We start from the raw sequence: 26608 nt of genomic DNA on the forward strand, positions 1-26608 counted from the left end.
GGATGCACTGCACCCCGGGACCATGCGGTCCCGGGGTGCAGTGTGATGTCGCTAGGCGACGACAGATCAGGCGTTGCCCGACAGCTTCTCGCGAAGCGCGGCGAGCTGCTCGTCGCTGGCGAGCGACCCACCGGTCGACGGAGCGCTGGCCGAGGACGACGACGATGCCTCGCTGGCACTGGCGCCTGCGCTGGCCGACGACGACGAGTAATCGGTCGGAGCGTTCTCCGCCTCGGCGGCAGCCGCGGCGAACTTCTCCATCTGAGCCGTGTGCATCTTGTGACGACGCTCGGCCTCGGCGTACCGGGCCTCCCACTCTTCACGCTGCTTGTCGAAGCCTTCGAGCCATTCGTTGGTCTCGGCGTCGAAGCCCTCCGGGAAGATGTAGTTGCCCTGCTCGTCGTAGCTGTCGGCCATGCCGTACTTCGACGGGTCGAACTCTTCCGCGTAATCCTCGTTGGCCTGCTTCAGCGACAGCGAGATACGACGACGATCCAGGTCGATGTCGATGACCTTGACCATCGCGTCGTCGCCGACGGAGACGACCTGGTCCGGAACCTCGACGTGGCGCTCGGCCAGCTCGGAGATGTGGACCAGACCCTCGATGCCCTCTTCGACGCGGACGAACGCACCGAACGGCACCAGCTTGGTGACCTTGCCCGGAACGATCTGGCCGATCGCGTGGGTGCGGGCGAACTGACGCCACGGGTCTTCCTGCGTCGCCTTGAGCGACAGCGAGACGCGCTCGCGGTCCATGTCGACGTCGAGGACCTCGACGGTGACCTCGTCGCCCACGGTGACGACCTCGGACGGGTGGTCGATGTGCTTCCACGACAGCTCGGAGACGTGGACCAGACCGTCGACGCCGCCGAGATCGACGAAGGCGCCGAAGTTGACGATCGACGAGACGACGCCCTTGCGGACCTGGCCCTTCTGCAGCTGATTGAGGAACTCGCTGCGGACCTCGGACTGGGTCTGCTCGAGCCATGCGCGACGCGACAGGACCACATTGTTGCGGTTCTTGTCGAGCTCGATGATCTTGGCCTCGACCTCCTTGCCGATGTACGGCTGGAGATCGCGGACGCGACGCATCTCGACGAGCGAAGCGGGCAGGAAGCCGCGGAGGCCGATGTCCAGGATCAGGCCGCCCTTGACGACCTCGATGACGGTGCCCTTGACGGCCTCGTCCTTCTCCTTGAGCTCCTCGATCGTGCCCCAGGCGCGCTCGTACTGTGCGCGCTTCTTCGACAGGATCAGACGGCCTTCCTTGTCCTCCTTGGTGAGGACAAGTGCTTCGACCTCGTCACCGACGGTGACGACTTCGCTCGGGTCGACGTCGTGCTTGATCGACAGCTCGCGCGAGGGGATGACGCCTTCGGTCTTGTAACCGATGTCAAGCAGAACCTCGTCGCGATCGACCTTGACGATGGTGCCCTCGACGATGTCGCCATCGTTGAAGTACTTGATCGTGGAGTCGATGGCGGCGAGAAAGTCCTCAGCCGAGCCGATGTCATTGACGGCTACTTGCGGCGAGGTGATCGTGGGGGACGACATATGGTGAGTTGCTCCGGACAGGTAGGTAGTAGGTACGGCTTCCGAGACTGTCCGTGCAGGCCAGACCCGAAATCCGAGAATTGTGCGCGCGCATGACGGACATGCGCGGTTCCTAGCCTACTACCCGCCGCTGGCCTGCACAAATGGGGCTCTCACGCTCCTCGACTCCACATGTGCGAACCGCTCGGCGCCGTCGGGGATGGGATGATCGTACGCGTGGCTCATTCCATCGAACTGCTTCTCGACGATGCCGCGGACTCACGGGTCCGCGACGTGTGGGGCGCCCTGGGCACGATCGGCCTTCGGACACCGTGCGCGATCGACGCGTCGACCGTCCGACCGCACTGCACCCTGTTGGCCGGCACGTCGATTTCCGGGGTCGACGCGTCGATCACCATGGTCGCGCAACGGTTGCCGTTCACTGTCGTCGTCGGGCCTCCGCTGCTCTTCTCTGCACAGGCGGGTTTCACTGTCGCGGCGTCGGTCGTGCCGTCCACCGAACTACTGGCGGTGCACGCGAGGGTTCACCGGTTGTGCGGCGACGCGGTGACCGGTCTCGACCCGCACTGTGTCCCGGGTTCATGGACGCCGCACGTCACCCTCGCGCGGCGGGTGCCCGCCGAACGGGTCGCCGAGGCCGCCGCGGTGGTCGACGAGCCGGTCGTCGCACGCGTCACCGCGATACGGCGTTGGAACGGCGATACGCGGACCGAGACGGTGGTGGCCGGCCGTGCCTGCTGATTCTCCGCGCCCGCCGCGCGTCCTCGGCGACGTCGACTCCCCCGCCAGCGAGCGCGCCAACCGTTCGTGGTGGGACGCCGAGGCCGACGCGTACCACGTCGAACACGGCACGTTCATCGGCTCGACCACGCCCGGCGGCGAGTTCGTCTGGGGTCCGGAACGTCTACGCGAATCGGATGTGCGTCTGCTCGGCGACGTCGCCGGACGCGACGTTCTCGAGATCGGGTGCGGCTCGGCACCGTGCGCACGGTGGCTAGCCGCCCGCGGCGCGCGTGTCGTGGGCCTAGACGTGTCCGCGGGGATGCTCGCGCACGCCGTCGACGCGATGCGCCTCGACGAGCGCCGCGTCCCACTTGTGCAGGCCGGAGCCGAACAACTCCCGTTCGCCGACTCGTCGTTCGACATCGCGTGCTCGTCGTTCGGCGCCATACCGTTCGTCGCCGACTCGGCGCGCGCCATGCGCGAGGTGGCGCGCGTGCTGCGGCCCGGCGGACGCTGGGTGTTCGCGACGAATCACCCGATGCGCTGGATGTTCCTCGATGATCCGGGACCCGAAGGCCTCGTCGTCCGCATGTCGTACTTCGACCGCACCCCGTATTCCGAGGCGGACGACGATGGCGTCATCACCTACGCCGAACACCATCGAACGATGGGTGACCGGATCCGCGAGATCGTCGGTGCGGGGCTCGTTCTCGACGACGTCGTCGAACCCGAGTGGCCGGACGACCTCGACCAGGAATGGGGGCAGTGGTCGCCGTTGCGCGGCTCCCACTTCCCCGGCACCGCCGTGTTCGTGACGCACAAGCCGGAGTGACCGCGATGCCCGACGACCTGGCAGGTCCAACTGCGTTCCGGTGTCCGCGTCGAAGCCGATTCCCCGATCGTGCATCTGGGTGGCGTCGCGGTCGTCTCCATCGGCGTCGGGCCACTGCGGATCGGCGGCCCCGTCCGGATCGTGGACGTCGTCGATGAACCGGAGCGTGCCGGCTTCACGTATGTGACACTGCCCGGGCACCCGGAGGCAGGTGAGGAGTCGTTCCGCATCTCGACGGACGACGGTCTCGTCCGCTTCGAACTGACCGGGGTGTCGCGACCCGCCACCCTGCTGACACGAGTGGGCGCACCGTTCGCCTCGTTCGTGCAGCACACCATCACCGATCGCTACGTACGGTCCCTCGAATCACCCCGCGCAGACTGAGTTGCCGGAGTTTGCGGTCACAGCAGCTTCGAGAGGAAGCTCTGGGTGCGTTCGTGCTGCGGATCGGTCAGGATTCTCCTCGGATCGCCCTTCTCGACGACGACGCCGCCGTCCATGAAGACCAATTGATCGGCGACCTCGCGAGCGAAGCCCATCTCGTGGGTGACGACCACCATCGTCATACCGTCCGCAGCGAGGCCGCGCATCACCTCGAGAACGTCACCGACCAGTTCGGGGTCGAGCGCGGACGTCGGCTCGTCGAACAGCATCAACTTCGGCTTCATCGCGAGCGCTCGGGCGATCGCCACCCGCTGCTGTTGACCGCCGGACAGCTGCGCCGGGTAGGCCTCGGCTTTGGCACGCAGGCCGACCTGATCGAGCAGTTCCATCGCGTGGTCGGTCGCCGACTCCTTGGACTCCCCCGCGACCAGCACCGGCGCCTCGATGATGTTGTCGACTACCGTCCGGTGCGGGAACAGGTTGAAATGCTGGAACACCATCCCGATGTCGCGGCGTTGGCGTCCGGCTTCCCGCGGGCTGAGCTCGTAGAGTCTGCCTGCCTTCTCCCGGTAACCGATCAGGTCGCCGTCGACGAGGAGCCGTCCCGCGTTCACCTTCTCCAAGTGATTGACGCACCGCAGGAACGTCGACTTGCCAGAGCCCGAGGGGCCGATCAGGCATGCCACTTCGCCACGCTGGACCTCCAGGGACACTCCTTTGAGGACCTCAAGCGCACCGAAGTTCTTGTAGACGCGGTCGGCCGAGACCATCGGGGTCGCGTCGGCGCTCACTTGCCCTCCTCGACGATCGGTTCGTTGGCCGCGGCGAGCGCCGCCAGCTGCCTGCCCGACAGTTCGCGCGACGAGCCCTTCGAATAGTGCTTCTCCAGGTAGTGCTGACCGACCATCAGGACGCTCGTCACTACGAGGTACCAGGTCGACGCGACGAGCAGCATCGGAATCGGCTGGAAGTTGACTCCCGAGATGTCCCGTTGGCGGCCGAACACGTCCAACGTGAACGGCACCGCGGAGACGAGGCTCGTCGTCTTCAACATCGAGATGACCTCGTTGCCGGTCGGCGGAATGATCACCCGCATCGCCTGCGGCAGCACGGTGCGGCGCATCGTCTGCCACCACGACATCCCCAACGCGGTCGACGCCTCCATCTGCCCTTCGCCCACCGACGAGATGCCGGCTCGGACGATCTCAGCCATGTAGGCGGCCTCGTTCAACGCCAGCCCGATCACCGCGATGATGAAGACGTTCTTGAGGCTGAACTCCTGGATGTCGAGTTCGACGAACGTCGGCCCCCACGGCACTCCGATGTCGATCGTCTGATAGATCGACCCGACAAGACCCCACAGCACCAACTGCACGTACACGGGGGTGCCGCGGAAGATCCACAGGTACACCCACGACGTCCACCGGAACACTGCATTGGGCGACATGCGCATGACCGCGACGATGACGCCCAAGATCACGCCGAAGAACATAGACAACACGGTGAGCGCCAGCGTGTAACCGACACCCGACAGGATGCGCTCCTCGAACAGATAGTCGCCGTACGTGCCCCACTTGTAGTCGTCGTTCGTCGCCGCCCCATATACGAACAGCGCCGCGAGCACGACGATGATCACGCCCGCCACCCACTGCCCGGGATGCTTGAGCGGCACCGCTTTGATCGGCGCCGGCGCGTCCGATGTCTGATTCTCCGCCATCCGAGCTACTCCTGTGCCCCGTTGATCTGCGATGTCTGGACCATTCCCGCCTGCACACCCCAATGTTCAGAGATCTTTCGATACTGTCCGTTGTCCATCAGATACTGCACCGCCCGGCGGACCGCCTCGCTGAGCGCGGAGCCCTTCCGGATCGGGAACCCGTAAGGCGCCGAATCGTAGGTGGGTCCGATCTGCTCGAGCTGACCTTCGGTCTTCTTCACCGCGTACGCGGTGACCGGGGAGTCAGCGGAGAACGCGTCGACCTGGCCAAGCAGCGCGGCGTTGACCGCCTGGTCTTGGGTGTCGAAGGAGACCTTGACGATCGGTTCCTCGCCCCGCGCCACACAGGCTTCGCTCTTCGCAGGCACCTCGTCGGTGTCCTCGGTCGTCGACACCTGGACGGCGACGCGCAACCCGCACGCGTGGTCCGGGTCGATGTCGCGTCCGGGTTTCGCGGCCCATTGGATGCCTGCCGAGTAGTAGGTGACGAAGTCGACCTGCTTCTCCCTCTCCAGCGAGTCGGTGAACGACGACATCCCCATGTGGTAGCTCCCCGACTGGACCGACGGGATGATCTTGTCGAAGTCGGACTGCGTGTACGACACCTTCAGGCCGAGCACGTCCCCGATCGCGTCGACGAGATCGACGTCGTAACCGATGATGTCGCCGTTCCGGTCCTTGAACTCATTCGGCTGGTACGGCGGGTTCGTACCGACCTTCAACACACCGCCTGCGCGGATGTCCGGCGGGACGAGGGACGCGATCTGCGGTTGCTCGTCGACGTGGATCTCGATCGGCTTGGTGTCGAACGCCGACTCGTCGACCACGCAGCCCGACAGCAGCAGAGCCGCGCACGCTGTCACTGCGGCGAACAGCCGCATACGCCCCGGCATCGTCGATCCTCTCGTCGGTCTGCACGAAACCTACTTGGTCCGAGAAACGAGTATGGCGGAATCCTCGACGGCGACACGCTCGCGGGTCCCTTAACGGAACCGGCGGGCCTGCCGACGCGTCTAACGGTATGTGGGGGACTTCGGAGCAGTCGCGGCTCAACTGGCGACACACGACGGCGTCATCAATGCTGCGCAGGCGCACGCGTGCGGCCTCAGCGACGGTGACATCCGGGGGCGGCTCAAGCGTGGTGAATGGCTCGTTCTGAGTCGAGGCGTCTACCGGTCGGCCGCCCACCCGTACACCGAAGCGGCAATGGTCCGTGCCGCGGTCCTCACGTATCGGGGCGTCGCCGATCGGGCGACCGCGGCATGGTGGCACGGGATGCTCCGCGAACTCCCGGTCGGCATCACGTTGTCGGCGCTGCACCGGCGAGCGACGCCCGGTTGGCCGGTCGACGTGCGCGCTACCCGGCGGCAGTACCGCGCCGAATCGGTCACCGACGTGCTCGACCTCCCAGTCACATGTCGGCCGTTGACCGCGCTGATGACAGCAGTCGAGCTGCCGACGGGCGCCCAATTCCTCGATCGGATGCTCCAGACCCGCGCAGTCGATCTTGACGGACTGCGGCGCGCGGTCGACGAAAACGCCGGCCTACAGGGCATGGTCGCGGCCCGCCGACTCGTGAACGTCGCGGCGTCCGACAGTGAATCCGACGCGGAACGACTGTTCGTCCGGCTCTTGCAGAGCTGGGGCGTGACCGGTTGGACGCAGCAGCATCCGATCGGCGGGTGGCGACTCGACTTCGCGTGGCCCGAACTCAGGCTCGGAGTCGAGATCTCCGGTTGGGCTTTTCACCGAGACACTCGTCGACACGGCAACGACCTGGCCAAAGCCAACTATCTCGAACGAAACCGATGGAGCGAACTCCAGTACAACTGGCACATGCTCAGCGACGACCCCGCCCGGTGCATCCAGGAGGTCATCGACACGATCAACCGACGATCTATCGCCTCGGACTGGTGACGCCGCAATATTTCGGGGTTCTATCGTTCACCACGAACGATAAGACACCAGAATCTTCGAGCCCAAGCTCACAAGGCTTCGATGACCGCTGTCGTGAACTCCGCGGTACTCGCGGAACCACCCAGGTCAGCGGTCAGCACACCGTCGGCGAGTACGTGGGACACGGCCCCGTCGATCGCATCGGCGGCGCGCAGCGTCGCATCGTCGGCTGATCGCTCTCCATGCCACCGCAGGAGCATCGCAGCCGAGGCGATCGTCGCGACCGGATTCGCGAGGCCGCGGCCCGCGATGTCCGGCGCCGCACCGTGGACTGCTTGCGCCATCGCGCGATCGGCCGACGAATTCAACGACGCGGCCAGCCCCAGCGACCCGGAGAGCTCGGCAGCCAGATCCGAGAGGATGTCACCGAACAGGTTCTCGGTGACGATCACGTCGAAATCCGCCGGGCGGCGGACGAGCAGCGCGGCCATCGCGTCGACGTGCTCGGTGTCGACGCGGACGTCCGGGTAGCGTTGCGCCACCTGCAGGCAGACATCGCGGAACAAGCCCGTCGTCATCCGCAGCACGTTGGCCTTGTGCACGACTGTCACGTGCCCACGACGTCGCCGCGCCGCTTCGAAGGCTTCGACGGCGATCCGTTCGGTCGCCGTCCGCGTGATCAACCCGACGGACAGCGCGACATCGGGCGTCGGCATGAACTCACCGCTCCCGACAGCCATGTTGCGGTCGGCGTACAGCCCTTCACTGTTCTCACGGACGATCAGGACGTCGATGTCAGGAGTCGTCGCGGGCACCCCGGACACCGCCGTCGCCGGCCGCAGGTTGCTGAACAGATCGAACTGCTTGCGCATCACCGCCCCCGGCGCCGGATGTCGCAGCTCCGCTGGATAAGCCGCACTGTCGTGTGGACCCACAAGCCACAGATCGAACTCGGCGAGCGCGTCGAGCGTGCTCCCCGGGATCGGGACGCCATGCGATTCGATGGCCGCGGCACCGAACGGGAGCCGGGTGACCTGAACCCCGATCCCCTGCTTGTCGAGCGCGCGTTCGGCGACCGACACGGCCGCGGGCACGACCTCGGGACCGATACCGTCGCCGTCGAGCACTGCGAGTCTCATGCGACCTTCCTCCGAATCACTCATCAGTGCGCGGCAGCATCCCACGTCCGCCCGACACCGACCGAGACCTCGAGTGGAACAGACAGTTCGATCGCACCGGACATCTCCTCGCGCACGAGTGCCTCGATTGCGTCGCGCTCTCCGGTCGCGACGTCGAAGACCAGTTCGTCGTGCACCTGCAACAGCATGCGTGAGCGGTGCCCCTCATCGGTCAGCCGTCGCTGCACGTTGATCATCGCGACCTTGATGATGTCGGCGGCGGTCCCCTGGATCGGCGCGTTGAGCGCCATCCGCTCGGCCGACTGTCGACGCTGAAAGTTGTCGGAGTTCAGGTCCGGCAGATAGCGCCTGCGCCCGAACAGTGTTGCCGTGTACTCGTTACGCCGGGCCTGCACGACGATGTCCTGCAAGTAGTCGCGCACCCCACCGAAACGAGTGAAATACTGTTCCATCTGCTGTTTGGCTTCTTCGCGGCCGATCCCCAACTGTGCGGCGAGGCCGTACGCGCTCAAGCCGTACGCGAGCCCGTACGACATCGCCTTGACGCGCGACCGCATCTGCGCGTCGACCTGGTCGACGGGAACCCCGAAGGCGCGCGAGCCGACGAAGTTGTGCAAATCCTCCCCTGACCGGAACGCCTCGATCAGACCGGCGTCCTCCGACAGGTGCGCCATGATCCGCATCTCGATCTGCGAGTAGTCGGCGGTCATCAAACATTCGAACTCGGAACCCTGCGCTCCCGGCGCCGGCGCTCCCGCTGCCACGACGAAACCACCACGGATCTGGCGGCCTGCCTCGGTCCGTACCGGGATGTTCTGCAGGTTCGGGTCCGTCGACGACAATCGACCCGTCGCCGCAACTGTCTGATTGAACGTCGTGTGGATGCGGCCGTCGTCGGCGACCGACTTCAGCAGGCCGTCGACGGTCACCTTCAGTCGCGTCGCGTCCCGATGCTCGAGCAGGAACTTCAAGAACGGATGCTCGGTCTTCTCGTACAGCCCGGCGAGCGCGTCGGCGTCCGTGGTGTACCCGGTCTTGGTCTTCTTGGTCTTCGGCATGTCGAGCTTGTCGAAGAGGATCGCTTGCAGCTGCTTCGGCGAACCCAGATTGACCTGCTCGCCGATCACTTCGTACGCAGACTCGGCGGCGTCGCGCACCCGCTGCGCGAACTCGGACTCCAGTCCGGCGAAGTGGTCGATGTCGACGCCGATGCCGAGCTGTTCGAGGTCGGCGAGCACGAATGCGAGCGGCAACTCCATCTCGGTGAGCAGCGCCGTCGAATCGATTCGCTCCAGTTCGACATCCAGTGCGTCGGCGAGTTCGGCGACGGCACGCGCCGAAAGCATCAACGACTCCGCGGCTCGCGCCGAATCGGCGTCGTCGTCGAGAAGCGACAGCTGGCCGCCGTCATCCACGCCGTCATCGGCCTTGAGCTCACGCCGCAGGTATCGCAGCGCGAGGTCGTCGAGGTTGAAAGTCCGCTGCCCGGGGCGCACCAGGTATGCGGCGAGCGACGTGTCGGAGGTGACTCCCGCGATGCTCCACCCGCGACCGCGCAGCGCGTGCACTGCCCACTTCACCTCGTGCACCGCCTTGACGACCGTCGGGTCGGCGAGCCACGCGGCGAGCGCGGCGTCGTCGGCCGCCGACATCGCCACCGGGTCGATGAACGCGCCCTCGCCGTCTGCCGAAGCGATAGCCAAACCGTCGACGTCCGAACCGACCACGATCCGCCGCGCGTCCACCGCGATGCCCGAACGTCCGGTGCGGGCGTGCGCATCGAGCCACGCCGCGACCTCGTCGGCGCCCAGCCGTGCGCCGCGCACTTCCATGCCCTCCTCGGCCTCGGGCTCGGTCGAGGTCAACGTAGAGAACAGTCGGTCCCGCAGCACCTTGAACTCGAGGTCGTCGAACAATGCGTGGATCCGGTCCCGATCCCACGCGTGCAGCTTCAGGTCGTCCGGTCCGGCAGGAAGATCCATGTCCCGGATCATCTCGGTGAGCGTCCGATTCATCTGCACGGACGCGAGGTTCGCGCGCAGCGAGTCGCCCGTCTTGCCGCGGATCTCGTCGGCGTGGTGGAACAGCTGCTCGAGCGAACCGTATTCGACGATCCACTTGGTCGCCGTCTTGTCTCCGACACCGGGGATGCCCGGCAGGTTGTCGCTCTTGTCGCCGCGAAGCGCCGCGAAGTCCGGATACTGCTGCGGCGTCAGCCCGTACTTCTTCTCGACCTCCTCCGGCGTGAAGCGGGTGAGAACCGAGACACCGGTCTTCGGGTACAGCACGGTGATGTTCTCGTTGACCAGTTGCAGCGAGTCGCGGTCGCCGGTCACCACGAGCACGCGGTAGCCCGCCGCGTCGGCCTGTGTAGCCAGAGTCGCGATGATGTCGTCGGCCTCGTATCCTTCGACGGCCATCACCGGAATGCCCATAGCGTCGAGCACATCCTTGGTGATGTCGACCTGGCCGCGGAACTCATCGGGCGACTTGCTGCGCTGCGCCTTGTACTCCGGGAACATCTCCGCACGGAACGTCTTACGGGACACGTCGAACGCGGCGGCGATGTGGGTGGGCTCCTCGTCGCGCAGCAGATTGATGAGCATCGACGTGAATCCGTAGACCGCGTTGGTGTGCTGGCCAGTGTTGGTCGTGAAGTTCTCTGGCGGAAGGGCGAAGTGGGCCCGATAGGCCAACGAATGCCCGTCGAGCAGCATGAGGGTCGGTCGGGTCTCGGTCTTCTTCGCTGCACTCACAGGAGTGAGTCTAAGGCGTGGCCCCGACAGTCCGGGCGGCCCGTCAGCCGAGGGTCTCGACTACGACCTGTGCGACGGCCTTCATGGTGACGCGACGGTCCATGGCGTTGCGCTGAATCCACCGGAACGCATCCGGTTCGGTGAGTTCCTGCTTGGCCATGAGCAGCCCTTTGGCCTGTTCGATGAGCTTGCGTGTCTCGAAACGCTCCGACATGTCGGCGACTTCGTTCTCGAGCAGTTTGAGTTCGCGGTACCGGCTCAGCGCGACTTCGATCGCGGGCACGAGATCGGCCTGGGTGAACGGCTTGACCAGGTATGCCATCGCTCCGGCGTCGCGAGCGCGCTCGACGAACTCGCGCTGACTGAACGCGGTCAGCATCACGACGGGGGCCAGTCGCTTCGCGGCGATCTCACTCGCCGCGTCGATGCCGTCACGCACGGGCATTTTGACGTCCATGATCACGAGATCCGGCAACAGCTCTTCGGTGAGGTCGACGGCGATCTGACCGTTCGGCGCTTCACCGACGACCTCATAACCCTCTTCGCGCAGCATCTCGATCAGGTCGAGTCGAATGAGCGAATCGTCTTCGGCGACGACGACCCGGCTCGCCTGTCGGCCGCTCGGTGTCTCGTCTGTCATCGCGTCCGTCGCTCTCGTCCTCGTCTGTGCGGTGGCCTGTCGCGGTTGCTGGTGCCCCGGGCCGGACTCGAACCGGCACCCCTTTCGAGACCGCATTTTGAGTGCGGCGCGTCTGCCTATTTCGCCACCGGGGCTGGTGGATCAGTGCGAGGTGAAAGTCTACTAGGGCCGTTCCACGCGAACACAACTCGGGTCACCCGAAGCGTCGACTGACGGCTGAGATCCCCCTCGACAGTGGCTTACCGAACCCTTATGGTTACTTGAGAGTCAGGTCACAAAAAGGTGTCGACAGCGCATCGCTCGCACCAGATCTGGCCCCTCGGGGAAGGTTTGTGAACGGGTGATCACTCGATTGCGCCGGAGGATCCGGCACATGTCCATCGCAGCGGTCGCGGCGACGACTCTCGTCGCCGGGGCCGGGTTCGTGCCCATCGCGTCGTCCGACGCGAGCGCCGACGTCTACGGCGCGCTCGGCGCGAAGTGGACGCGCACGCACGACGGACCGCAGAAGTATGCGGGCTACACCGTGAAACCCGATGTGCCGATCCGCATGAGTGACGGAACAGTGTTGCGCTCCAACGTGATCCGTCCGACGGACCGCTCCGGCAAGGTGGTCGACACCAAGCTGCCGACGATCGTGACGATGACCCCGTACACCAAGATGGTGTCCGCGCTGGCGTCCGAGGTCATGAACTACCCGGTCCTGGTCCCCCAGCTCATCGATCTGCTCAACGGAATCAACGCCCGGGGAACGTTCCTGTCCGGCTACAACGAGTTGGTCGGCGCGCTGCGCGGCGGCCTGGTCAACACGTTCGCGTACGACCCCCAGCTGGTGAAGAGCGGGTACAACATCGTCGTCGTCGACGTCCGCGGGACCGGCTTCTCACAAGGCACCTGGCAGGTGTTCGGCGACCGCGAACGCAAGGACACCGTCGAGGTCGTCGACTGGGCGAAGAAGCAGAGCTGGGGCAACGGAAAGGTCGGAATGTCCGGCGTCTCCTACTCAGCCATCAACCAGTTGCAGGCCGCCGCTGACAAGCCGGGCGCACTCGACGCGATCTTCCCCGTGGTCCCGGGAGCCGACCTCATCCAAGACGTCATCGCCCCGGGCGGCGGCGTCGGATTCGGATTCCTCGCACCCTGGTTGACCCTGGTGAACGTCTCGAAAATGATTCCGAACGTCGCGTCCATGCTCAACGGAACCTTCGACTGGCGCTGGCTCGCCGACCGGGTCAAAGATCCGCTCACCTACTTCGACGTGCTGATCGAAGCGTTGACGACGCAGTCGCCGACGTCGCTGCACGGCACTACCCGACAGCTCGTGACGGCAGACTCGAACCGTCGGAGATCACTGTTCACCGACGTGTCGAAGGTGACGACGCCGACCTTCGCGATCGGCGGCTGGAACGATCTGTTCACCAACAGCGAGTCACGTCTGCTGACGGGACTGTCGCAGTTGCCGAGCAGCCAGAAGAAACTGATCATGGACGACGGATACCACATCACGTCCAGCTCGAACTTCGGTGAGAAGGGCTACCCGCCGCGCATCGACGTGCTCGCTCGAGCCTGGTACGACAAGTGGCTCAAGGGGATCGACAACGGCGTCGACCGCTACTCCCCCGCGACTCTCGCGTCCGAGCCGAACGGCTGGTTCGTGCAGGGCCAGACCTACCCGCTCCCGGGGCACCGATACCAGCGGCAGTACTTGTCGGGCCGTTCGTCGGGCACCACCCGAACACCGGTCGCCGGCGACGGGTCGCTGTCGGCGACCAAGCCCGCGGCCCGCGCCACCCGTCAGGTGAAACCCGGCCTGTCGACGCTGTGCAGTCGCGACTCGGCCCAGGCCGCGGTCGGCATCACCGCGGTGTTCGACTTCTGCGGTAAGGACTCCCGGGTCTCGGAGATCGCGGCGCAGACGTTCACGTCCGCACCGGCGAAGGTCTCGACGAGCGTCAGCGGCACCCCGGTCGTCCATCTGCGGCAACGTCTCACCGCGACGGACGGCTACTGGCATGCGACGGTCAACGTCGTCTCGCCGGACGGCCGGTCGACGACCGTGTCGATGGGGCAGCTGATGGTGTCGCTGCGGGCGATGGACACCGAACGGAGTTCGTACGGCCCGAACGGTGACCTGACCGATGCGATCCCGAAGCTGTCGCTCTCCGACTACCGGAAGGTGAAACCGGGGCAGGTCCTGGACGTCGACATCCCGATGACGGCGACTCAGGCGAAGCTGCGGCCGGGCGACCGCCTCCGCATCGACGTCTACGCCTTCAACTTCCCGAAGTCGGTTCCGCTCGGGCCGGAGCTGTGGTCGTCGCAATTGCGTCCGCAGTACATCGAGATCGATCCGGCGCATCCGAGTTGGGTCAACGTCCCGCTGTCGCATCCGCTGCGGTGACGGCTCTGGAGATCGCGGTCCAGGACGCGGCGGGCGCGGCGATCGCGCTCGCCGGCGGAGCGGATCGTGTCGAGCTGTGCGCCGCGCTCGGTGCGACGGGAGGACTGACTCCGACCCTCGGCACGCTGGAGGCGACCACCGCAACCGGGGTGGGCGTCCATGTGCTGATCAGGGGGCGTCCAGGCGGATTCGTCTACACGCGGGCGGAGGTCACGACGATGGCGGCCGACATCGCTCATCTCGTAGGCGCGGGGGCGTCCGGCGTGGTGATCGGCGCCCTGAACGAGGACGCCGCCGTCGACCGTGACGCGACGGCCGCCCTGATCGCCGCAGCGCGGGGCGCAGGTGCTGTCGACGTCACGTTCCACCGAGCCCTCGACGCCGCCGCCGACCCGCTGGTCGCCCTGCAGGTACTCGCCGAACTCGGTGTCGATCGGGTGCTGACGTCTGGAGGTGCGCCGACGGCCGGTGACGGCCTCGACGTGCTGGCCGCGCTCGTCGAGGCCGACAGCGGTGTGCAGATCATGGCGGGCGGCGGTGTCCGGCCGGACACCGTGCCCGAACTCGTAGCGATCGGTGTCGACGCCGTGCACCTGTCGGCGCGGACGCTCGTCGCCGATCCGGGCAGGTCGGGACCGGGCGGCGGTGTGTCCGGCGGCCTGGAGGCGACCGACCCCGACGTCGTCGCAGCGGCGCGGCGGGCACTCGACCCTAGTGTCGCGTGTCGTTAATTGGTTTCTGGTTTGAGGGTTGAGAGGATGAGTTATGGCGAATTCTCCGGCCCCGGCTCTGGAACTACGCGAAGGCGATGCTGCCGAGATCGATCGATTGTTGCGGTCGACGTCAACGTCGGCGGGTCTGGCGCAACGAGCTCGGATCGTGACGTTGGCTGCCAAGGGTGTGGCGAACTCGCATATCAGCGGGGTCGTCGGTGTGTCGGTCCCGACGGTGCGTAAGTGGCGTGAACGGTACTTGTACGACGGGATGGCCGGCTTGCTCGACGAGGATCGGTCCGGTCGGCCGCGGCATATCGATCACTCCGACATCGTGTCGGCAACGTTGGCGCCGCCACCGAAGAAGTACGGGGTGACCCACTGGTCCTCGCGGCTGCTGGCCGGACATCTCGGGGTGGGGAACGCGACGATCGCGCGGGCGTGGCGCGAGTACGGTGTGCAGCCGTGGCGATCGGGAACGTTCAAGTTCTCCACCGACCCGGAGTTGGTCGCCAAGGTGACCGACGTCGTGGGCTTGTACCTGGAACCGCCGACGAACGCGATCGTGCTGTGCATCGACGAGAAGTCGCAGATCCAAGCACTCGACCGGACCGCGCCGATGCTCCCGATGCAGCCCGGGCAGATCGAACGTCGAACGCATGACTACAAGCGCCACGGAACGACCACACTGTTCGCCGCGCTGGATATCGCGACCGGCCAGGTGACCGCCGCGGTCCAGTCGCGTCACCGCCACCAGGAGTTCTTGTCGTTCCTGCGGCAGATCGACCGTGCCTACGGCGACCAGGAGTTGCATCTGGTCATGGACAACTACGCCACCCATAAGAAGGCCGAGGTCCGCCACTGGCTGACCGAGCACCCGAACATGCACGTGCACGTCACTCCGACCTCCGGATCCTGGCTCAACCTCGTCGAGGTGTGGTTCGGCATCATCGATCGACAAGCGATCCGGCGAGGTGTGTTCACTTCAGTCAAGGACCTGAACGCGAGGATCCGAGAATTCATCAATGGGTGGAACGAACGGAAGCACCCGTTCGTGTGGACGAAGACTGCCGACGAGATCCTAAATAGAGCCCAACCGAAAACTAATTAACGACACGTGACACTAGCACTAGGCACTAGGCACTAGGCACTAGGCACTAGGCGAACAGGTAGCCGTTCGACAGGGCGGCCGGGGTCACCACTTGGCGGTAGCGCTCACCGATCCGCACCACATAAGCGTCCACCACCGGGAGGTCGCGGACTTCGAACTCGGCGAGACACGTCCCACCTGCCAACCCTTCGAGTCGTGAGAGACGGGTGACGGCGAGCGGCTCGTCGGGGCCGACCTCGCGACCGGTCGCATCGTAGATCGTCACAGCGTCGCCGAAGGCCACCGGGATCGAGCCGGCGACGGCTCGAGTGCCGCAGTCGACGGTGACCGCTCCGGTCGCGGTGATCGTGGACCGCTCGTGAAAGCCTTCGATCACTGCGATGGTTCCCGCGATGATCGCGGCGAGGACGACGACGATGCTGGCGATCCGGATCGGCCACTTGTACCGACGCTGCCAACGCTTCGGTGTCAGTGGCGGCCCCGGAGGAAGGTGGAACCGGACGTCCGACGTGTGAGCGGTCACGAGCGCGGCGGGAAGTACTTGATCAACGCCTCCTGTACGACGGACGCGGCGAGCACGCCGTCGCGGGTGAAGAGACTTCCGGATCCGATACCGCGCGAGCCTGCGGCGACCGGCGACTCTGTCGCGTACAGCAGCCACTCGTCGAAACGGAACTCGCGGTGGAACCACATCGAGTGGTTGACGGTCGCCGCGAACAACCGGTCGAATCCCCACGACAGGCCGTGTGTGGTGATGATCGAGTCGAGGACCGTCGTATCGGACGAGTACGCGAGTGCCGCGACGTGCAGCAGCGGGTCGTCGGGCATCGGGCCGTCGGTCTTCATCCACGCCCGATTGTGGTTCAGATGCTCGCCTGTCCCCTTCAACTTCCATGCGGGCGCGTTGACGAACCGCACGTCGATCGGATGGAGTGCCTTCACGAACGCTTCGACGGTCTCCTCATACCCTTCGAAGTGATCGCTGATCGGCGGCAGATCCTCCGGGTACGCGACCTCGGGGATGGCGACGGCGTGTTCGAGGCCTGCCGCATTGTTCTGGAAGGCGACGAGCATCGTGAAGATCACCTCGTCGTCCTGGAACGCGGTGACCTGCCGGTTCGCGAACGGCTTGCCGTCGCGGAATCGGTCGACCCGGTATTCGAGCGGCTTGGTGACATCACCGCCGCGAACGAAGTGCGCGTTCACCGCGTGGACGGGTGGGGCGCCCTTCGTCAGCGTGCGACCTGCCGCGACGATGCCCTGCCCGAGCAGCTGACCGCCGAAGGTCCGCGGGCCGACCTGCTCGGGATGCTGCCCGATGAACACGTCGTCGTCGACGCGCTCCACATCGAGCAGCTTCAACAGGGTTTGCAGGTCGGCCGACGCTTCGGCGGCCACGGAGTCTCCAGCGGTCTCGGTGCTCATAGGGCTCCACCCTATGCGACACCCGACCCGGCGGTCGTAGTCGCCAGCGGCGCTGTCGTATTCAGTGGTCCTGTTCGCCGATGCGGTGCACGTGGACGAAGTTGGTCGAACCGATCACGGACGCCGGGGCACCCGCGACGATCACGACGGTGTCCCCGCGTTGCAGCCGGCCGTTGGCGGTCAGGACCTCGTCGACCTGATCGATCATCGCGTCCGTGTTCTTCATCCGCGGCACGAGGATCGGGTCGGCCCCCCAACTCAGCGCGAGTTGGTTCCGGGTGGCCTCCGTCGCGGTGAACGCGAGGAGAGGAGCGCGCGGGTGCAGGCGGGCTACGCGTCGCAGGGTGTCGCCGGACTCGGTGAAGGTGATGATCGCCGACGCGTTGAGACGTTCGGCGATGTCGCGGGCAGCGAACGTCACGATGCCGCGGCGAGTACGGGGCACGTGCGTCAGTTCGGGCACGTCGCGGGTGCCCTCCTCGACCGCGGTGACGATCCGCGCCATGGTCTGCACCGTCTCGTTCGGGTATTTGCCGACCGACGTCTCACCGGACAGCATCACAGCGTCGGCGCCGTCGAGCACGGCGTTGGCGACGTCGGATGCTTCGGCGCGCGTCGGCCGCGAGTTCTCGATCATCGAGTCGAGCATCTGTGTCGCGACGATGACGGGCTTGGCGTTCTCACGCGCCATCTGGATGGCGCGCTTCTGTACGAGCGGCACCTGCTCGAGCGGCATCTCGACGCCGAGATCACCGCGCGCGACCATGATCGCGTCGAACGCGAGGACGATCGCTTCGAGATTGTCGATCGCCTCGGGCTTCTCGAGCTTCGCGATGACCGGCACACGACTACCGACTCGATCCATTACCTCGTGCACGAGTTCGATGTCGGCGGGACTCCGGACGAACGACAGAGCGACCATGTCGACGCCGAGTTCCAACGCGAACTCGAGATCGGCGACGTCTTTCTCCGACATCGCGGGCACCGAGATATTCATCCCGGGCATCGACAGCCCCTTGTTATTGCTGACGGTGCCGCCTTCGGTGACGTTGCAGACGACGTCGTTGCCGTCGACGTGATCGACGGTGAGTCCGACCTTCCCGTCGTCGACGAGCAGCCGGTCACCGGGACGAGCGTCCTGGGCGAGCTGCGAGTAGGTCGTCGACACGCGATCGTGGTTGCCGATCACGTCGTCGACCGTGATCCGGATCTGCTCACCGTTGTTCCAGTCGACCGCCCCGTTAGGACGTCCGTTGTCTTCGAACTTGCCGAGACGGATCTTCGGGCCCTGAAGATCGGCGAGGACCCCCACCGCTGTACCTGTGTTGACGCTGGCCGCACGTACCGCCTCGTAGACACTGCGATGGTCGCTGTGCGCACCATGGCTGAAATTCATTCGGGCGACGTTCATTCCGCACTTGACGAGCGCGGTGATCCCTTCTTCGGTGTTGGTAGCGGGGCCCAGAGTACAAACGATCTTGGTTCGACGAGTCACCCCCCAAGGCTATCCGGCGGGCGCGCACAATTCGAACCTACTGGCGCGTACCCCAGGTGGTTAACCCCTTGTTCGCCTGCCGACGCCCGTCAGGCGTCACCCTTGTCGGATTCCTCTGAATCGTTCGACCGGATCTCGATGGCCCCGATGTCGTGCCCCGACGTGCTTTCGACGACGGCGATCTCGTCGAGGTCAAGCCCGTCGAGGCTCGACACGATCGTGTATCCGCGTCCGGATTCGGATTCGGATTCGGCCTCGGATTCGGATTCGGCCTCGGATTCGGCAGCCTGCTCATCGGCTTCCGGATCGGACACGTCGGACTCGTCAGTCTCCGACGCGCCAGCCTCGGACTCGCCAGCCTCGGACTCGACAGTCTCGGGGTCGACAGTCTCGGGCTCGACAGCGTCAGATGTGGCGGCCTCGAGCTCCGCCGCGTCTTCTACTGGGCCGTCCTCGAGCACGTCGGGGTCAGTCCCATCGTGGGTCGTTCCGGTCTGGTCGTCGACACTCTCCGCCTCATCGTCCAGTTGATCGAACTCGTCGAATTCGTCCCCGGTGTCGGTCCCACTCGCAGCCCAGCCCGCGTCCAGCTCATCTGACTCGTCGAGCTCATCAGGCTCGTCGGGAACCGCGAATTCCCCGTCCTCGTCATCTGGATCCTCGTCATCTGGATACTCGTCGTCTGGATACTCGTCGTCTGGATACTCGTCGTCTCGATACTCGTCGTCGTCCAGTGCAGGCGGGACATATCCGAGGTGCCCCTCGTCGGCGAGCTGTTCGGCACGGTCTGGCCAGAACATCGACAGCCCGGTCTCGCGGCCGCGCGGTGCCATCACGACGTAGAGCGCGGCGCCGAGGAATACCAGCGCGGAGACCAGCACGTTGACGCGCAGACCGAGAATGTGAGTCGCCTCGTCGGTGCGCATCAGCTCGATGCCGAACCGGCCGACACAGTAGCCCGCGACGTAGAGGGCGAACAGCCTGCCGTGGCCGATCTGGAATCGCTTGTCGAGGAACACCAGCAGCGCGACGACGAGCAGGTTCCACAGCAGTTCGTACAGGAACGTCGGGTGAGCGACTTCCAGGACGTTGCCGTTCGAGACGCCGTCGATCACAGCGATACCGCTTCGTCCGGTGTCCGGGTCGACGCGTTCGAACAGTTCCAGACCCCACGGAACGGTCGTCGGCTCGCCGTAGAGTTCCTGGTTGAAGTAGTTGCCTAGCCGGCCGATGGCCTGGGCCGCCAGGATCGCGGGAGCGATGGCGTCGCCGAACGACGGAAGCTTGATGCGCTTCCACCGGCAGCCGACCCATCCGCCGACGGCACCGAATGCCACCGCGCCCCAAATGCCGAGACCGCCGTCCCACACTTGAAATACGGCGCCGAGCCCCTTCCCGTCGTCCCCGAAATACCGCCACCAGTCGGTGATGACGTGGTAGATCCGGCCACCGATCAGACCGAACGGAACGGCGATGAGCGCGACGTCGAGGACGTCGCCCGGCTGCCCGCCCCGGGCACGCCACCGACGGTCGCTCCACCACACGGCGACGACGATGCCGATGATGATGCACAGCGCGTACGCGCGGACGGGCAACGGTCCGAGAGTCCACACGCCTTGCGGCGGGCTCGGCAGGTAGGCAAGAACGTGTCCGGCAGTCACACGTGCCACAGTAGTGCACCGGGCGAGACCTCCTCGAACGCGACGCCGCGTTCGACGCCCGGCACTAGAGGATCGTCAGATTCGCGCGCGCCGTACGCCCCGCGCGAGGTCGTCGATCAGGGCGGCGACGGCCGGCTGACCTTCGTCGACCGCGGACACGATCGCCGAGCCGACGATCACACCGTCCGCGTATGCCCCGATCTCGGCGGCCTGGTCACCGTTGCGGACGCCCAGGCCGACGCCGATCGGGATGTCCGAGTACTCGCGGACTCGCGCACACAGGTCGGGCGCCAGGTTCGACACCGACGACCTGGCGCCGGTCACGCCCATCGTCGACGCCGCATACACGAACCCTCGGCATGCGTCGACGGTCGTCGCGATCCGCTCGGGCGTCGACGACGGCGCGACGAGATAGATGCGGTCGAGGTCGTGGGCGTCGGACGCGGCGTGCCATTCGTCGCCCTCCTCCGGAATCAGGTTCGGGGTGATGACGCCGACTCCGCCTGCTGCGGCGAGGTCCCGCGAGAACGCGTCGACACCGTACTTTCCGATCAGGTTCCAGTAACTCATCACGACCGGCTTGGCGCCCGCGTCAGCGACGGCTTCGGCCGCGGCGAAGACGTCACGCACGCGGGTGCCGCCGGCGAGCGCGTGCACGGCGGCCTTCGCGATCGTCGGCCCGTCCATGACCGGATCCGAGTACGGGATGCCGATCTCGACGATGTCGCAGCCCGCCGAGACCATGGTGCGCAGCGTCTCCAACGACGTCGACAGGTCCGGGTAGCCGACCGGCATGTAGCCGATCAGTGCGCTGCGGTTCTCCGCGCGGCAGGCCGCGAAGGTCTCGCCGAGGCGGCTGGCGGGTGCGGTGGTCACTGGTTGTCCCCTGCGATAGAAGCGGCGTATTCGGTCTCCGACGGCGGCTTGCCGTACAGCCCGAACCACGTCGCCGCGGTGTCGACGTCCTTGTCGCCGCGACCGGACAGGTTCACGACGATGATCGCCCCCTCGCCCAGTTCCTTGCCGAGCTCGAGTGCGCCCGCGACCGCGTGCGCTGACTCGATCGCCGGGATGATGCCCTCGCGGCGGGACAGCAGCTGCAGCGCGTCCATCGCCTCGGTGTCGGTCACCGGGCGGTACTCGGCCCGTCCGATGTCTTTGAGGTGAGCGTGCTCGGGTCCGACGCCCGGGTAGTCGAGACCCGCGGAGATCGAGTGCGATTCGACGGTCTGGCCGTCCTCGTCCTGCAGGAGGTACGAGTAGGCGCCCTGGAAGGCCCCTGGGGTGCCGCCGGTGAAGGTCGCGGCGTGGCGACCGGTCTCGACGCCGTCGCCCGCGGCCTCGAAACCGACGAGTCGTACGTCGGCGTCGTCGACGAACGGGTGGAAGATGCCGATCGCGTTCGAGCCGCCGCCCACGCACGCGGTGACGGCATCGGGCAGACGTCCGGTCTTCTCCTGGATCTGACGACGCGCCTCCATCCCGATGATCCGCTGGAAGTCGCGGACCAGCATCGGGAACGGGTGCGGCCCGGCCGCGGTGCCGAAGCAGTAGTAGGTGTCGTCGGCGTTGGTTACCCAGTCGCGCAGCGCCTCGTTGATCGCGTCCTTGAGGGTCGCCGACCCGGATTCGACGGCGACGACCGTGGCGCCGAGCAACTGCATTCGGGCGACGTTGAGCGCCTGGCGTTCAGTGTCGACACGCCCCATGTAGATCAGGCAGTCGAGGCCGAGGAGCGCACACGCGGTGGCGGTGGCGACACCGTGCTGGCCCGCGCCGGTCTCGGCGATGACACGCTTCTTCCCCATCCGCTGAGCGAGCAGTGCCTGGCCGAGGACATTGTTGATCTTGTGCGAACCCGTATGGTTCAGGTCCTCGCGTTTGAGGAACAGTCGTGCGCCGCCCGCGAGTTCGCTGAGTCGCTCCGCCTCGTACAACGGTGACGGCCGCCCGGCGTAGTCGCGCTGCAGCCGGTCGAGTTCGTCGAGGAACTCCCGGTCGCTGCGCATCTTCTCGTAGGTGGCGGTGACCTCGTCGATCACGGCCATCAACGCTTCGGGGACGTGGCGTCCGCCGTAGACGCCCCAGTGGCCGTTGTCGTCGGGTCCGATCGGCGAGACGTTCGCGACGCCGTCGCTTGCCTTGGGAAATTCGGTCGGATCGGTCACGGGGTCAATCATCCTCGTCTGGGTCGCGGAACGGCAATTGAATATCGGCGCGGTTCGGTGGACGCGACCGGTGCGCGGGCTGGGCGAACCGGGGTCAGCGCGCAGGCTTGGGGCACGACGGGTGTGCGCCGGCCGCCACCAGGTCGGAGACTGCGGTGCGCGGATCTCCGGATGTCACCAGGCCTTCACCGACGAGGACGGCGTCGGCGCCCGCCCCCGCGTATGCGAGGAGGTCGGCGGTGCCGCGGACACCGGACTCGGCGACGCGCACGATGTCGGACGGCAGGCCCGGCACGATCGACGAGAAGACGTCACGGTCGACCTGCAGGGTCTTGAGGTCGCGGGCGTTGACACCCACGACAGTCGCTCCGGCTTCGAGGGCGCGGTCGGCTTCGGCTTCGGTGTGGACCTCCACCAGTGCTGTCATCCCGAGGGACTCGGTCCGGTCGAGCAACGAGGCGAGCGCCTTCTGTTCCAGAGCCGCGACTATCAGCAGGATGACGTCCGCGCCGTGCGCGCGAGCCTCGTGGATCTGGTACGGGCCGACGATGAAGTCCTTGCGCAGCACCGGAATGTCGACGGCGGCGCGGACGGCGTCGAGGTCGGCGAGCGATCCCTTGAACCGTCGTTCCTCGGTGAGCACGCTGATGACGCGCGCTCCCCCGGCCTCGTACGCTTTCGCCAGTTCCGCCGGGTCGGCGATGTTCGACAACTGACCCTTCGACGGACTCGCTCGCTTGACCTCGGCGATCACCGCGATGTCCGGTTGCCGCAGCGCAGCAGTCGCGTCGCGGGGGTCGGGCGCCTTGGCCGCGAGCTCCTTCACGGCAGCGAGATCGAGGACAGCTTGGCGCGCTGCGACATCCGCCTTGACCCCGTCGATGATGGAATCGAGCACTGACTGATCGCTCACTGCGACGCCCCTTTCTCGCGCTGTGCCTCAAGAGTAGGCAAGCCGTTCTCGGGGCCACAGTCCGGGGTGTGTCCGGGGTGTGTCCGCACGGGACGGGCGGGGTCAGACCCCGGTCAGTGACGCTCCAGAGTTCCATGCGTCGAGCAACGCGGACTCGAGACGGTCCTCGACGACCTGCAGCGCGGCGATGCCGAACAACACGTCGTCTTCGAGCGACGGTTCGTCTGCGAGCAGCGGCGCGACGACCTGATCTCGCATCACGAGTTCGTGGACGGCGTCGGCCTCGACGTGCTCGCGGTAGAACCGTCGAGCCTCCTCGGGCGCACCGATCCGCTCCAGTCCGGCGAGCAGTCGCGCCGACCCGAGCGGCGACGTCACCTCGGTCGCCGCGAAGTGTCCGACGGTCGCGCCTCGGCGGGAACGACGCAGCCCGAGGCACGACATGAGGTTCACCGGCGCGAGCGCGAGTGCGGGAGCCGTCGACAGATATCCGAGGTAGGCGTCGTTCAAGCCCATCGCCGACAGAAGGTCCGCGAACAACTCCTGGTGGACGCGGTCTCCGTGGCCTGCGCCGTACTCGTCGAACTCCACAGCGACGAACGCGGCCTTGGCCTGGCCCCGCAGACGAGGGATCGCCCAGGCGTGCGGATCGGCTTCCTTCAAGTGATAGAGCGACCGTACGGCGAAATAGTCGGCGAACTCGCTCTCGGTCCCATGCCTGCGCAGGAACTCGGACGCGCCCGTCGGCACCGAACTCGCGAGAGCACCGAGTTCCGCGTCTGCGGTCCGGCCCTCCGCGGACGGCGGGCATTCCTGTTCGACGGCGTCGAGGAAAGCCTCTTCGAGGCGGACCCGGGCCGCTATGACGACCGGATCCCATTCACAATCACGGCCTGCGTCCACCCAACCCCGATAGTGGAGTTCGTGGCATACGGTCAACGCGAGCTGGACGTCATCGCTCCACGGGTCGACGTCGTCCGGCACCCGAACGTGCGCTGGCGCGTGCGCGGAGTCCGCTCGCACAGCGTCAACGAGTTCCTCCGACACCGGGCCGCGCGGAGCGGGCAGCGACGCCAGGCCGATCCGCGACGCCGACACTGCAACCATCTATGCCACCTGTCCTTCCTCGCGCCGTCCGTCCTGCGCTCTCCACGGGCGCCACAGACGTATGGGCTCCACAGACGTAAGTTACCCCGGCTCAGCCACATTCAAACTCCGAACGCCCGGCGGCGCGCGATTGACATTCCGCGAAATGGGTACTCCACGTCAGCAACGCCGGACACTATGGACGGTGTGGCCGCACGTACCGGCACGAACTGGAGGTCCACTCATGAACTCGTCAACGTTCGCCTCAGTCGTCGATCCTGTGATCGACAGACTCACTCCGGACGAGGGCGGTCGGATGCTGCACCGCAACGGTCTCGTCTTCGCCGGACACTTCGTCGCCGAATCGAGCGACCTGCCGATCGCATCGGGTCCGGTGACCGTGCGCGTATCGAAGGCTCTCGGCCTTCCTGGGAAGGCCCCCGACGTCGTAGGAGCCGCGGTGCGATTCCTGCCCGAGGCGGCCGGTGACAGCGGCTGGGATCTGATGTTGGGCGGGCCGGCACGACGAATCGTCAGACTCCCGATCGTCCGACCCGCTATCGGCTGGGACCGGGTCCCGCTCACTGCGGACTGTGAATATAACTACGGGGAATACAACTACGGGGAAGACGACTACAGGGAATATGAGTACGGGGAGTCGCGCTGGCGCATATCCGGGGAACTGCTGGCCCCGACGACCGGAACGGGACTCGACACGCACGCGTTGGCGAGTTCGCTGTTTCAGACGCCCGCCGTCCTCACACTCGCCGCGAAGCGCGAGGGCGCGCCGACCGCCCCGATCGGCACTGTTGAGTTCGGTGGCGCGCAGTTGCCCGACGACATCGACTTCGATCCGATGCGAACGCCGCAGCGAGTGCGTCCCGTGCGGGACTGGTGGGACGACGTCTGCCGAGCCGGCTACCGCGGGAGGAACGGCTGACTCATGTCTGTCCCCCTCGCCGCGACCGGATCTACCCGATCCGAATCTGCCCCGTCTGCATCTGCCCCGTCTGCATCTGACGCGTTTGGGGCGCACGTCGTCCGGGACGGCGTGTATCAACCGCAAGAGGACACCGCGTTGCTCATCGACGCGATGACCGATAGGGACCTGCGCGGGGTGCGAGTACTCGACCTCTGCACCGGTTCGGGTGCGGTCGCGGTCGCCGCCGCACGTGCAGGCGCCCAGGTCACTGCGGTGGACTCGTGCCCGAATGCGGTCGCCGCGACCCGTCGGCGCGCAGCCTACGCCGACGTGGAACTGAACGTCGTCCACGCCGACCTGGCCGGGATCGACCTGACCGGATTCGACCCAAAAGGATTCGGTCCAGAAGGATTTGACCTGGTCACCTGTAATCCACCGTATGTGCCGACACCGCCGGGCAGTGCGAGTTCCGCGGACGGACCGAGTCACGCGTGGAACGCGGGCCCCGACGGTCGCGCCGTCCTCGACGTGCTGTGTGTCGTCGGCCCCCGCCTGCTCGCGCCGGGAGGCGCGATGCTCATCGTGCAGTCCGAACTCGCCGACGTGCCGCGTTCGCTCGACGCGTTGCGCGCGGCCGGGCTGCGCTCCGCGGTGGTGCGCGAGCGCGAGATCCCATTCGGCCGCGTCATGACCTCGCGGCGCACCCGCCTCGTCGCCGCTGGCCTGTTGGATCCGCACGCGGGCACCGAGTCGATCGCCGTGATCGGAAGCGAGGCTCCGAGATGACCGGCGGACAGCCGAGAAGGGTCCGGGTGATCGAGAAGGGCCCGATCCTGGTTGACGGTCCAGTAGACATCGAGGGACCCGACGGATCGCTCGTCCACTGCGACCGATTCCAGGTCGCGATCTGCGCGTGTGGGCTCAGCGCGAACGCGCCGCTGTGCGATGCGAGCCATCGCCGGCTGCTGCGCCCTCGTCGGCGGTGACGCACTCCGACGTTTACCCCACCCGCTGTCGCGGGTACCCCGGCACACACGTGTGGCGATGAACTGACACATGGTGAAAGGAGAGG

General features: G+C 66.3%; 24 protein-coding genes, 1 tRNA gene and 1 pseudogene. 10 read left to right on the forward strand and 16 right to left on the reverse strand.

Annotated elements, in window-relative coordinates; genetic code table 11:
* Positions 1-66: 66 nt before the first annotated feature.
* Complete coding sequence (gene rpsA, locus L5G28_RS13505; RefSeq protein WP_236998437.1) at positions 67-1554, reverse strand: 30S ribosomal protein S1; 1488 nt, start codon at positions 1552-1554, stop codon at positions 67-69.
* Positions 1555-1770: 216 nt separating this feature from the next.
* Here rpsA and L5G28_RS13510 point away from each other — a divergent pair, with 216 nt between their 5' ends.
* The 3 genes and pseudogenes from L5G28_RS13510 to L5G28_RS13520 form a co-directional block, all read left to right on the forward strand.
* Positions 1771-2295 carry a 2'-5' RNA ligase family protein gene (locus tag L5G28_RS13510; RefSeq protein ID WP_237001991.1) on the forward strand — a complete coding sequence of 175 codons (525 nt, stop codon included), beginning with the start codon at positions 1771-1773 and terminating at the stop codon, positions 2293-2295.
* Complete coding sequence (locus L5G28_RS13515) at positions 2285-3109, forward strand: class I SAM-dependent methyltransferase (RefSeq protein ID WP_237001992.1); 825 nt, start codon at positions 2285-2287, stop codon at positions 3107-3109. Before L5G28_RS13510 ends, L5G28_RS13515 begins: the two co-directional genes overlap by 11 nt.
* A gap of 27 nt (positions 3110-3136) precedes the next feature.
* Positions 3137-3493, forward strand: a pseudogene (locus L5G28_RS13520) (DUF1990 domain-containing protein); the annotation flags it as partial.
* 17 nt (positions 3494-3510) lie between these two features.
* Here L5G28_RS13520 and L5G28_RS13525 read toward each other — a convergent pair.
* Genes L5G28_RS13525 through L5G28_RS13535 form a run of 3 tightly spaced genes read right to left on the reverse strand, consistent with a single transcriptional unit; the run spans position 3511 to position 6103 of the window.
* Entirely contained in the window at positions 3511-4263 is a 753-nt protein-coding gene (locus L5G28_RS13525; protein ID WP_237002247.1) for an amino acid ABC transporter ATP-binding protein, read from the reverse strand.
* Positions 4264-4280: 17 nt separating this feature from the next.
* On the reverse strand, positions 4281-5210 hold the full coding sequence (locus L5G28_RS13530; protein ID WP_237001994.1) for an amino acid ABC transporter permease: 930 nt from the start codon (positions 5208-5210) through the stop codon (positions 4281-4283).
* Between the two features lie 5 nt (positions 5211-5215).
* Positions 5216-6103: an ABC transporter substrate-binding protein gene (locus tag L5G28_RS13535; RefSeq protein WP_237001995.1), complete on the reverse strand. Its 888-nt coding sequence runs from the start codon at positions 6101-6103 to the stop codon at positions 5216-5218.
* 130 nt (positions 6104-6233) lie between these two features.
* On the opposite strand from L5G28_RS13535, the gene L5G28_RS13540 reads away from it, so the two are divergent.
* Positions 6234-7127 carry a type IV toxin-antitoxin system AbiEi family antitoxin domain-containing protein gene (locus L5G28_RS13540; protein ID WP_237001996.1) on the forward strand — a complete coding sequence of 298 codons (894 nt, stop codon included), beginning with the start codon at positions 6234-6236 and terminating at the stop codon, positions 7125-7127.
* 68 nt (positions 7128-7195) lie between these two features.
* Here L5G28_RS13540 and L5G28_RS13545 read toward each other — a convergent pair whose 3' ends face one another.
* The 4 genes from L5G28_RS13545 to L5G28_RS13560 form a co-directional block, all read right to left on the reverse strand.
* Entirely contained in the window at positions 7196-8245 is a 1050-nt protein-coding gene (locus tag L5G28_RS13545; protein WP_308191979.1) for an isocitrate/isopropylmalate dehydrogenase family protein, read from the reverse strand.
* Positions 8246-8268: 23 nt separating this feature from the next.
* Complete coding sequence (gene polA, locus L5G28_RS13550) at positions 8269-10962, reverse strand: DNA polymerase I (RefSeq protein WP_237002248.1); 2694 nt, start codon at positions 10960-10962, stop codon at positions 8269-8271.
* Between the two features lie 82 nt (positions 10963-11044).
* Positions 11045-11641: an ANTAR domain-containing response regulator gene (locus L5G28_RS13555; RefSeq protein WP_237001998.1), complete on the reverse strand. Its 597-nt coding sequence runs from the start codon at positions 11639-11641 to the stop codon at positions 11045-11047.
* A 49-nt stretch (positions 11642-11690) separates the two neighbouring features.
* Positions 11691-11775: transfer RNA gene (locus tag L5G28_RS13560), tRNA-Leu, on the reverse strand.
* Between the two features lie 239 nt (positions 11776-12014).
* Between L5G28_RS13560 and L5G28_RS13565 the strand changes: the two genes are divergently transcribed.
* The 3 genes from L5G28_RS13565 to L5G28_RS13575 are packed head-to-tail and all read left to right on the forward strand — an operon-like array spanning position 12015 to position 15866.
* The gene (locus L5G28_RS13565) at positions 12015-14042 is read left to right on the forward strand and encodes a CocE/NonD family hydrolase (RefSeq protein ID WP_237001999.1); all 2028 of its coding nucleotides are present in this window, start codon (positions 12015-12017) and stop codon (positions 14040-14042) included.
* On the forward strand, positions 14039-14773 hold the full coding sequence (locus tag L5G28_RS13570) for a copper homeostasis protein CutC (RefSeq protein ID WP_237002000.1): 735 nt from the start codon (positions 14039-14041) through the stop codon (positions 14771-14773). Before L5G28_RS13565 ends, L5G28_RS13570 begins: the two co-directional genes overlap by 4 nt.
* 34 nt (positions 14774-14807) lie before the next feature.
* On the forward strand, positions 14808-15866 hold the full coding sequence (locus L5G28_RS13575; protein ID WP_237002001.1) for an IS630 family transposase: 1059 nt from the start codon (positions 14808-14810) through the stop codon (positions 15864-15866).
* A gap of 46 nt (positions 15867-15912) precedes the next feature.
* Here L5G28_RS13575 and L5G28_RS13580 read toward each other — a convergent pair whose 3' ends face one another.
* From L5G28_RS13580 to L5G28_RS13615, 8 genes are all read right to left on the reverse strand, one after another.
* Positions 15913-16389, reverse strand: coding sequence for a hypothetical protein (locus tag L5G28_RS13580; RefSeq protein ID WP_237002002.1), 477 nt, complete (start codon positions 16387-16389; stop codon positions 15913-15915).
* Positions 16386-17291, reverse strand: a complete 906-nt coding sequence (locus tag L5G28_RS13585) for an acyl-CoA thioesterase (protein WP_237002003.1) — start codon at positions 17289-17291, stop codon at positions 16386-16388. Before L5G28_RS13585 ends, L5G28_RS13580 begins: the two co-directional genes overlap by 4 nt.
* 61 nt (positions 17292-17352) lie before the next feature.
* A complete protein-coding gene (pyk, locus tag L5G28_RS13590) occupies positions 17353-18786 on the reverse strand; it encodes a pyruvate kinase (RefSeq protein ID WP_237002004.1) in 1434 nt (477 codons plus the stop codon).
* Positions 18787-18875: 89 nt separating this feature from the next.
* The gene (gene lgt, locus L5G28_RS13595; protein WP_237002005.1) at positions 18876-20447 is read right to left on the reverse strand and encodes a prolipoprotein diacylglyceryl transferase; all 1572 of its coding nucleotides are present in this window, start codon (positions 20445-20447) and stop codon (positions 18876-18878) included.
* A 75-nt stretch (positions 20448-20522) separates the two neighbouring features.
* Positions 20523-21323 (reverse strand): tryptophan synthase subunit alpha, encoded by an 801-nt coding sequence (gene trpA, locus L5G28_RS13600; protein ID WP_237002006.1) that lies wholly within the window; start codon positions 21321-21323, stop codon positions 20523-20525.
* Complete coding sequence (gene trpB / locus L5G28_RS13605) at positions 21320-22627, reverse strand: tryptophan synthase subunit beta (protein WP_237002007.1); 1308 nt, start codon at positions 22625-22627, stop codon at positions 21320-21322. The genes trpA and trpB overlap by 4 nt, the downstream gene beginning before the upstream one ends.
* Positions 22628-22709: 82 nt before the next feature.
* Complete coding sequence (gene trpC / locus L5G28_RS13610) at positions 22710-23528, reverse strand: indole-3-glycerol phosphate synthase TrpC (protein ID WP_237002008.1); 819 nt, start codon at positions 23526-23528, stop codon at positions 22710-22712.
* A 102-nt stretch (positions 23529-23630) separates the two neighbouring features.
* Positions 23631-24635: an iron-containing redox enzyme family protein gene (locus tag L5G28_RS13615; RefSeq protein ID WP_237002009.1), complete on the reverse strand. Its 1005-nt coding sequence runs from the start codon at positions 24633-24635 to the stop codon at positions 23631-23633.
* A 223-nt stretch (positions 24636-24858) separates the two neighbouring features.
* On the opposite strand from L5G28_RS13615, the gene L5G28_RS13620 reads away from it, so the two are divergent.
* From L5G28_RS13620 to L5G28_RS13630, 3 genes are all read left to right on the forward strand, one after another.
* On the forward strand, positions 24859-25554 hold the full coding sequence (locus tag L5G28_RS13620; RefSeq protein ID WP_237002010.1) for a catalase family protein: 696 nt from the start codon (positions 24859-24861) through the stop codon (positions 25552-25554).
* 111 nt (positions 25555-25665) lie between these two features.
* Positions 25666-26322, forward strand: a complete 657-nt coding sequence (locus tag L5G28_RS13625; RefSeq protein WP_237002011.1) for a HemK2/MTQ2 family protein methyltransferase — start codon at positions 25666-25668, stop codon at positions 26320-26322.
* Positions 26319-26522: a CDGSH iron-sulfur domain-containing protein gene (locus tag L5G28_RS13630; protein ID WP_237002012.1), complete on the forward strand. Its 204-nt coding sequence runs from the start codon at positions 26319-26321 to the stop codon at positions 26520-26522. The genes L5G28_RS13625 and L5G28_RS13630 overlap by 4 nt, the downstream gene beginning before the upstream one ends.
* Positions 26523-26608: the final 86 nt, after the last annotated feature.

This window comes from Gordonia liuliyuniae, assembly GCF_021739025.1.
GTDB classification, from domain to species: Bacteria; Actinomycetota; Actinomycetes; order Mycobacteriales; family Mycobacteriaceae; genus Gordonia; species Gordonia liuliyuniae.

Excerpts from the sequence above, each read along its gene's own strand:
- L5G28_RS13585 (WP_237002003.1), bottom strand. The coding sequence starts at position 17,291 with ATGAGCACCGAGACCGCTGGAGACTCCGTGGCCGCCGAAGCGTCGGCC.
- L5G28_RS13565 (WP_237001999.1), top strand. The coding sequence starts at position 12,015 with ATGTCCATCGCAGCGGTCGCGGCGACGACTCTCGTCGCCGGGGCCGGG.
- L5G28_RS13525 (WP_237002247.1), bottom strand. The coding sequence starts at position 4,263 with ATGGTCTCGGCCGACCGCGTCTACAAGAACTTCGGTGCGCTTGAGGTC.
- L5G28_RS13530 (WP_237001994.1), bottom strand. The coding sequence starts at position 5,210 with ATGGCGGAGAATCAGACATCGGACGCGCCGGCGCCGATCAAAGCGGTG.
- L5G28_RS13615 (WP_237002009.1), bottom strand. The coding sequence starts at position 24,635 with ATGGTTGCAGTGTCGGCGTCGCGGATCGGCCTGGCGTCGCTGCCCGCT.
- L5G28_RS13535 (WP_237001995.1), bottom strand. The coding sequence starts at position 6,103 with ATGCCGGGGCGTATGCGGCTGTTCGCCGCAGTGACAGCGTGCGCGGCT.
- L5G28_RS13630 (WP_237002012.1), top strand. The coding sequence starts at position 26,319 with ATGACCGGCGGACAGCCGAGAAGGGTCCGGGTGATCGAGAAGGGCCCG.
- rpsA (WP_236998437.1), bottom strand. The coding sequence starts at position 1,554 with ATGTCGTCCCCCACGATCACCTCGCCGCAAGTAGCCGTCAATGACATC.
- L5G28_RS13620 (WP_237002010.1), top strand. The coding sequence starts at position 24,859 with ATGAACTCGTCAACGTTCGCCTCAGTCGTCGATCCTGTGATCGACAGA.
- L5G28_RS13575 (WP_237002001.1), top strand. The coding sequence starts at position 14,808 with ATGGCGAATTCTCCGGCCCCGGCTCTGGAACTACGCGAAGGCGATGCT.
- polA (WP_237002248.1), bottom strand. The coding sequence starts at position 10,962 with ATGCTGCTCGACGGGCATTCGTTGGCCTATCGGGCCCACTTCGCCCTT.
- trpB (WP_237002007.1), bottom strand. The coding sequence starts at position 22,627 with ATGATTGACCCCGTGACCGATCCGACCGAATTTCCCAAGGCAAGCGAC.
- L5G28_RS13545 (WP_308191979.1), bottom strand. The coding sequence starts at position 8,245 with ATGAGACTCGCAGTGCTCGACGGCGACGGTATCGGTCCCGAGGTCGTG.
- L5G28_RS13555 (WP_237001998.1), bottom strand. The coding sequence starts at position 11,641 with ATGACAGACGAGACACCGAGCGGCCGACAGGCGAGCCGGGTCGTCGTC.